This is a genomic window from Streptomyces sp. LS1784, from assembly GCF_020103755.1.
Classification (GTDB): Bacteria; Actinomycetota; Actinomycetes; order Streptomycetales; family Streptomycetaceae; genus Kitasatospora.
This window is the reverse complement of record NZ_JAHSQD010000468.1, coordinates 1-6,616: the sequence shown is the minus strand read 5'-3', so window position 1 is coordinate 6,616 and position 6,616 is coordinate 1. Positions and strand designations below refer to the sequence as shown.

Here is a 6,616-nt window from a genome sequence, read left to right as displayed (position 1 = left end):
CACCGGCCGTTCGACTCGACGGCAGGGTTCCACACCGAAGAACTCAGCACGGAGGGCCAGGTTGTGGTCCTGCCGGCCGGGCATCCGCTCACCGTCCGGACCCATGTGCACATGGCCGACATCACCGGGCTGCCCGGCCTGCCCCTGCCACGCTGGCCCGACCCCGACGGCACCTACCCGCCCGGCCCCGGCCCGCAGGTCCGCGACCACGCGCAGTTGTTGCAGCTCGTCGCGCTCGGCCGTGCTTGCGCGGTCTCACCGGAGTCGTGCCGAGCTCAACTGCACGGTGACCTCGCCGCCGTGCCCGTGCTGGACGCGCCGAAAGTCACCACCGTGATCGCCTGGCCGCCGCACAGTCGGTCCAGAGCCGTCGCCGACCTTGTCCGGACTGCGACCCGTCTCCGGTAGTTCCAATACGCCTGGCCAGGTTCCACCTATCGTGTCCCGGCTCACAAACCATCGCGCACCACCCAGCCCTGGACCTGCGATATCTCCGCGATCACTCGCAAACTGCGACGCTCCGTCACAACGGCGGCCCTGCCTGGCACCGTCCGGGACGGACCGACGGCCCCAGAGAGCAGGCCCGGACGGCGGCCCGGCGCAGCGCAGCGGGTCCTACGCGCCGCGCGGGCGGCGGGCCGTGGGCGGCGGTAGGGCGGCCCGGTGGGTGGGGTGCTTGCGGCGAGGTGGAGGGCCGTTTCGCGGGTTCGTTCCAGCCGGGTGGTGAGTTGGGTGACGGTGGTGTGGTCGAGCTGGGCGAGGACGGCGGCGGCCTGGTGGTCGGCTTCGGTGAGGTTGTAGAGGCCGGCGCGGCCGAGGGCGGTCAGGATGGTCTGGAGCCTGGGGTCGATGGGGTGGTGGGTGGTGGGTTCGGTGGTCTGGGTGTGGACTGCGGCGAGGCGGGCGTGTTCCTCGCGGTGCCGGCGTTGGACGGTGGGGTCGCGGTCGGGGTCGTAGGTGGTGAGGTTTTCCTTGGCCATGACGTAGCCGATGCGGCGCCATTCTTTGTGTCGTTCGATTGCATTTTCGGTCGCGGCCATGTCTTCTCGGATATAACAGGCCCGGAAGCGGTGACGTTCCAGCATGGCGGCTTCTTCTTTTGCTTCGGCAACCTGTTCGAAAGTCATTCCTGTGGCCTTGCGGCGGACTGCTTCGCGGGGACTGGTGACTCGCTCCACGGGTTTCCCTTTCGACTTCAATGGCTGTGAATTCTCCAGCAGGTTTTTCTGCGGGAATTCAAACGGCTCCGCGCGGGCTGCGCGGACGCCGTTCGGCTGGTACCCGGGTGCGGTTCGGGTGTGGCCGGGCCGCTTGGCCCGGCGGGTGTGCACTCGGGTGTCACCGAGACTGCAGCCCAGTGACGCCCGGTGCTGCAGTTCGGTGACGCCTGCGCTGCAACTCGTTGTCGCGGGCTACCGGCTGCGGCCTCGGTGAGGACGGGATCTGGCGGTCTGGTGGCGTCGGTCGATGTCGAGGACGCCCCGGTCGATGCCGGTGAACTCGACGACGAGGCCGGCGGCGAGGACGGCGGCCCAGTCGGCTTTGGAGGCTCCGGCGTCGCGGGCGGCGGACGCCCCGGGGACGGTGCGGGGGCGCAGCTGTGTGGGTGTGGGGGCCGGGCCGTACGGAGGCGGTCTGGCGGTCTTTCTGGGGCCGTCGTGCCCCAGTCCGGCCCGCCGCACCGCGAGCGGTTGGCATCAGGCGGACGGGATCCACGGCCATCCGGGTCCAGCGATAGCGATCGGTGCTGCATCTTCACCGCAACACAGCGGGACACTTCACCGCGCACCCGGCCCCGCCGTTCACCATCCCCAACCACAAACGCCCGCGACCAGGGAAAACAGCCTCGACCACCCCGGTGAACAGCCACACCGAGCCACTGAAAACCAAACGCCGATCATCACCGGCGCATGAGAGGATGCGCGCGATCTTGGGGCTACGGAGGGGTTGTCCGGTGCGTGTGCGTGCTGTCGCGCTGGTTGCGGGGGTTGCGGTGGGGCTGGCGGGGTGTTCCGGCGGACTGTCCGACGTGCGGTCGGCGGGTGGGGCCCCGGCCTCTGCGGGGCCCGTGCCGCCGCGACTGGCCGCCGGTCTGCTGACGTCTGCTCAGCTTCCGGCCGGCTTCCAACTGCTGCCCGATGTTCCCCGCTCCCCCGCTCCTCGTGCCCCGATCATGTCGATGCCGTGCTCGGACCTGGTGACGGACAGCTTCCTGGCCACCCACACCCAGTTCTTGGAGGAGGCTTGGGTCAGCCTGGAGCGGCCACCCACCGACCCTCACGACCTCGCCGACGGCTGGTACGGCGAGGAGACGCTCGACCGGTACGGGCCCGGCCAGGCGGCCACCGTCATGACGGCCATCCGCGGCGCGGCGCAGCGCTGTGCCTCCTACTCCGACGTGCTTCCCCTTGGCGGCCCCGCGACGCGGAACACCGTGTCGACGAAGGATGCGGGCGTGCCGGCGGACGACAGCCTGGTGCTGCGGATCACCGTCACCTCCGCGGACGACAACCAGCCGTGGGTTATCGAGAGGGCGTTCGTCCGGGAGCGCGATGTGCTGCTGACGGTGGACAAGTTGATCGAGCAGGCGCCCGTGGTCGGGGTGGAGGCCGTCCTGCCGGCCGCCGTGGCGGCCTACCGCGCGGCCGGTGGCGGCAAGGGCTGAGCGGGCTCGGTCCGGGGCATGTCTCCCCATTTTTCGGCTGTCCCGTTCAACGGCGGCCGCCATCACATGGTGGCGGCCGGAGGGGCGGTCAGCGCATCCACGACTCCGGGACGGGCGCGGGCGGCGTGGCAAGGGGTCCAGTCAGTCCGCTGGGACTGCCAGTTCCCTTGCGGTGTTTGCGGATCTGGTCGTGGTCAGGCTGGGGGTCGAGGGCGTGGGCGAGGTGGGTCCAGGTGCCCAGGCTGTAGCGCCACCAGGTGTCGGGCCGAGGAAGCCGTGCTCCAGGAGGCGGTCGGTGGTGGTGGCCAGGACAGGGATCCGGCCCTTGTAGGTCTGGTACTCGATGTCCTCCTCTTCGTGGTGCCGGCCTTGCCAGTGCTGGCTGGTGGCGGCGCCGAAGGCGTCGGTGCGGGAGTTCAGGCCTTGCGGGGCTGGCCGCCTTTGAGGCCGCGGTGTCGGCGTACACGTGTTGATGAGTACGCAGACAGTTGGCCGCGAAGGCGAACCTTCCCTGGGCAAGTTGGCTTGGAACGGGACGGCGATCGATGCGTGGGTCGGAGACTACGTAGTGCAGCAAGCGCGTCCTTACGTCGACGGCGGGCAGTATGGCCTGGCCGATGACTTTCGGAAAGATGACCTGTGAGGCGAGCGGTAGGCGGCCTCGGAACCGAGAGAAGGGACAGTCGGTTGGCTCCCGGACTGAAGCGAGTGATCCTCGCGGCCGCGGCACTGACGTTGGCGGCTGCTGCGATCGCCGGATGGCGGATCATGTCGGCGGAGCCCGAGCTGGAAGGCACCTGGCGCAACGGTTCCTTCCTGCTGGAGCTCAAGGGCGACGGAACCATCGGCGGATCGTTGATACCGGCCAGCGTCTGTGACTACTCAGACAGGTCCCCGTCGGATGAGGTCACCGAGATCGACGGCTCCTGGAAGGAGGAGTTCTTCAACGATGCCGGAAACGGTGTCCGTATCAACGCGATGCGGAAGGACGGACAGGGCAAGTGCAACTTCTGGATGTCCTATCTGCACTACGCAGACAGCACCGAGTTGGGGTTCACCTATCTCCGCTCCCCGGTGGAGACGCTCGTCAAGTCGTCCTGAGCTTGTTCTTTAAGGTCGGACCGGGCCGGTTGCGACGTGCGGCACCGGGTTGCCAACCGCCCCGAGTAAATCCGTTGGCACCGAGAACCTCCAGATGACAAGACTGCACTGGTGAACACCCTGCCGCCGTTGCCCGGCCCGCTCCCTCTGCCAGTACCGGACCCGCGTGCCCGCGACGTCGTTCTCGACTATGCAGGCATGGACGCTTTGGTGGCCGGCCTGGTTCTGCCTGGCGACGCGTCGATGTACGTCATGAGCGCGATGGAAACGTCCCGCGAGCTCATCCGGCACTCCTACTACCGGTACGAGTTCGCCACCGTCGCCGTCACACATTCCCTGTTCGCCCTGGAGCACATCCTTGCCGGGCGTCTGGCCATCGACGAACCGCTCCAGGACCTCATCGAGCGGGCCAGCGACGCAGGGCTCATCCCGGCCGAACTCGCTGCCGAGCTCGACCGCAGCCGAGTACTGCGCGACGAACTCACGCAGGGCACCGTGACAAGTGCCGCTCTCGGCCCGGTCGGGGCCATCGCCATGGTGCGTACCGTCTTCGATGCTGTTTCCCTGCTTCTTAGCCCACCATCTGCGGCAGAAGCGGCAGCTGTCGACATGAGCCGAGCACAGCCTGAAGACCGACTCGCCCGGCTGTGGGAGGAACACCGGCGCGCCCTGTACCCCGACAGCTTCCGCGGCGTGGACATCGAGGGCGTGGAGCTGATCCTCCTGGACGCCGACGTCGCCGGCCTCGTCCAGCGAGAGTTGAACGGTGGGCTTGACGACAGTGGCATTGCCATGCTCTGGGCATGCATCGCCGACCTCGACAAGATCGTGCCCCTGATCAACTCGGAGTACTGCGTCTCCTACTTCGCGAGACTTCGGACGATGGCCAAGCTCGCAGCAGCACGCTACATCCCCACCGCGACCTGACCAGTGGAGTCGACATTGGAATCTCCCACGAACCTCGTCAGGGTCTGGCCTGGTCGCGTTCGATGATGCTCTCGGGGCGTCTGACGGCCTTGCCCACGTCGTAGCGGGTGGCGGGCTGCTTGTTCTTCGAGCCCAGTGGTCGGCCTGGTCCCGGCCGCGATGGTTTCGGCGCACGGGCAGGGCGAGGTCGGGCGGAGGTTCCTGAACCCGCGTCGGGCTCGGGCGGGCGTAAGCCTGTTCGGCTCGGTGGGCCGTTCCCGGGGGTGGCGGACGTCTTCGGCGAGCGGGCGGGCGAGGCGGAGCTGCGTGTGGGCGGTGACGATCAGCCAGGTCCACCGGTCCGCGGCCTGCGGGGTGCGGAGCTTGGGGCGGGTCCAGCCGAGCGTCTGCTTGATCATCCGGAACGTGTGCTCCAGGTCGAAGCGTCGAAGGAACGCCTGCCACCGCACGTCGATGTCGGCGCCGGTCATGCCGGTGGCGGAGGACCACAGCCAGAGCGGTAGCGGGTCTCCGCCGCCGGGCAACCGGTCGACCTCCCGGCGGATCAACGTGCCGTCGATGATGGGGAGTTCGCCCTCGGTGACGCCTGCGCTGCAACTCGTTGTCGCGGGCCACCGGCTGCGGCCTTGGTGAAGGCCGGATCTAGCGGTCTGGTGGCGTCAGTTGATGTCGAGGTCGGCCCTCGCCGCCGACACGGCAACCGCCACTCCAGACCAGTGAGCTGCTCTGCCTGGCGGTGCTCTCCAGCCGCCCGGTCTACGGCCGGCTCGACGAGTACGGCAGTGTCGCCCGGCTGCGCCAGGCCGCGAACACGGCGCCGGACCCGGTGCCGGCCACGGTGCTGGAACTGCTCGCCGTCCACAGGGAGCTCGGTGTCCAGGCGGCTCGATTGGTGTGGGAGGAAGCCGGCGATGTGCTCCGGCCGGTGGCAGTCGTCCAGCTGCTGATCACCATGTGCGTCGCTGTCGGCACTGAGAGCGGCCGACTCTCCGCGCCCCACACGGTGCAGCTCGTCAATGGTGATCGCCGCCCGCTGACGGCCGCTGCGCTCCGGCGCCGGAGCGCGGCGAGGGGTGTTCTTGCCAGGCTACTTGTCGAATTTCGGACACCCGGCGAATCGGGGTGAAGGGGTCCCGGCAGCCGGACAGAACAACGCGAAGACAGCCCAGCGGGGCGTCAGTCAGTAGCAGAGCCACGACCACCGGGGACCCAGTTACGACTATCGGTGTCAGTGGCCACCACTATGTTCATCAGCACGAACGTCGCCCCGATGCGGCGTGAATCCCCCTGTCATCCTGAGGAGACGGTGTGCTGTTGCCTGTCCGGGAGGAATCGAGTACGGCCCGGGTGGTCCCACCCGCCCGGCCGCGCAAGCTCGCCAAGGTGCCGTTCGTGCAGCTGGCCGACGGGCGTCTGCAGGGCGTCGTCTCCAGCGGCTCGGACATCGGCCGGGTCTACGTGTCGGCCATCGCGGCCGGCACCTTCGAGTTCGCGTGCAGCACCAACAACAACCGCCCCTGCGGCGGTGCCCACGGCGGCTACTGCAAGCACCTCGTCGCCCTGATCGCCGAGGCCGTGGTGCAGTTCGGCGGCGAGCGGGTCGCCCGTTGCCTGCGGGTCGACACCGACGCCGCAGAGCCCGACGCCGGGGAGATCACCCGCGTCATGACCTCGGCCCGCCCGGCGAAGGCCGAGTCCTCCCCGGCCGCCGCAGTGTTCGCCCGGTTCCTGAACCACCTGGAGTACCTGGAGTTCGAGGCGACGACCGAGCCGCTGCCGGAGATGCACTGGTTCCCGACGGCCCGGGCGGCGGCGTGATGCGCACCGACTTCCTCTCCGCACCGGTCGACGGCCTCGACGAGGCCCTGGCCGTCGTCGACGCCTTCGACCGGGCGCTGGCCGCCGGTCTGCTGCGGCCGCAGC

Annotated in this window: 7 protein-coding genes and 1 pseudogene; 6 read left to right on the top strand and 2 right to left on the bottom strand. The window is 69.0% G+C overall.

What is annotated here, in order from left to right; genetic code table 11:
* The coding region (locus tag KS423_RS34870) for a LysR substrate-binding domain-containing protein (protein WP_263455558.1) at window positions 1-408 on the top strand (408 nt) is incomplete at its 5' end.
* A 41-nt stretch (window positions 409-449) separates the two neighbouring features.
* Here the strand turns inward: KS423_RS34870 and KS423_RS34865 are convergent.
* Entirely contained in the window at window positions 450-1,127 is a 678-nt protein-coding gene (locus tag KS423_RS34865; protein ID WP_224283758.1) for a hypothetical protein, read from the bottom strand.
* Window positions 1,128-2,179: 1,052 nt separating this feature from the next.
* Between KS423_RS34865 and KS423_RS34860 the strand changes: the two genes are divergently transcribed.
* The 3 genes from KS423_RS34860 to KS423_RS34850 all read left to right on the top strand — a co-directional run bounded on the left by KS423_RS34860 (window position 2,180) and on the right by KS423_RS34850 (window position 4,693).
* On the top strand, window positions 2,180-2,665 hold the full coding sequence (locus KS423_RS34860; RefSeq protein ID WP_224283757.1) for a hypothetical protein: 486 nt from the start codon (window positions 2,180-2,182) through the stop codon (window positions 2,663-2,665).
* 708 nt (window positions 2,666-3,373) lie between these two features.
* Window positions 3,374-3,766, top strand: a complete 393-nt coding sequence (locus KS423_RS34855) for a hypothetical protein (protein WP_224283756.1) — start codon at window positions 3,374-3,376, stop codon at window positions 3,764-3,766.
* 111 nt (window positions 3,767-3,877) lie between these two features.
* Entirely contained in the window at window positions 3,878-4,693 is an 816-nt protein-coding gene (locus tag KS423_RS34850) for a hypothetical protein (protein WP_224283755.1), read from the top strand.
* A 37-nt stretch (window positions 4,694-4,730) separates the two neighbouring features.
* Here the strand turns inward: KS423_RS34850 and KS423_RS34845 are convergent.
* Window positions 4,731-5,304 (bottom strand): annotated as a pseudogene (locus tag KS423_RS34845) (transposase); the annotation flags it as partial.
* A 125-nt stretch (window positions 5,305-5,429) separates the two neighbouring features.
* Here KS423_RS34845 and KS423_RS34840 point away from each other — a divergent pair.
* Window positions 5,430-5,819, top strand: coding sequence for a hypothetical protein (locus KS423_RS34840; RefSeq protein ID WP_224283754.1), 390 nt, complete (start codon window positions 5,430-5,432; stop codon window positions 5,817-5,819).
* Window positions 5,820-6,007: 188 nt separating this feature from the next.
* Complete coding sequence (locus KS423_RS34835; protein WP_224283759.1) at window positions 6,008-6,511, top strand: hypothetical protein; 504 nt, start codon at window positions 6,008-6,010, stop codon at window positions 6,509-6,511.
* Window positions 6,512-6,616: the final 105 nt, after the last annotated feature.

Excerpts from the sequence above, each read along its gene's own strand:
- KS423_RS34860 (WP_224283757.1), top strand. The coding sequence starts at position 2,180 with ATGCCGTGCTCGGACCTGGTGACGGACAGCTTCCTGGCCACCCACACC.
- KS423_RS34865 (WP_224283758.1), bottom strand. The coding sequence starts at position 1,127 with ATGACTTTCGAACAGGTTGCCGAAGCAAAAGAAGAAGCCGCCATGCTG.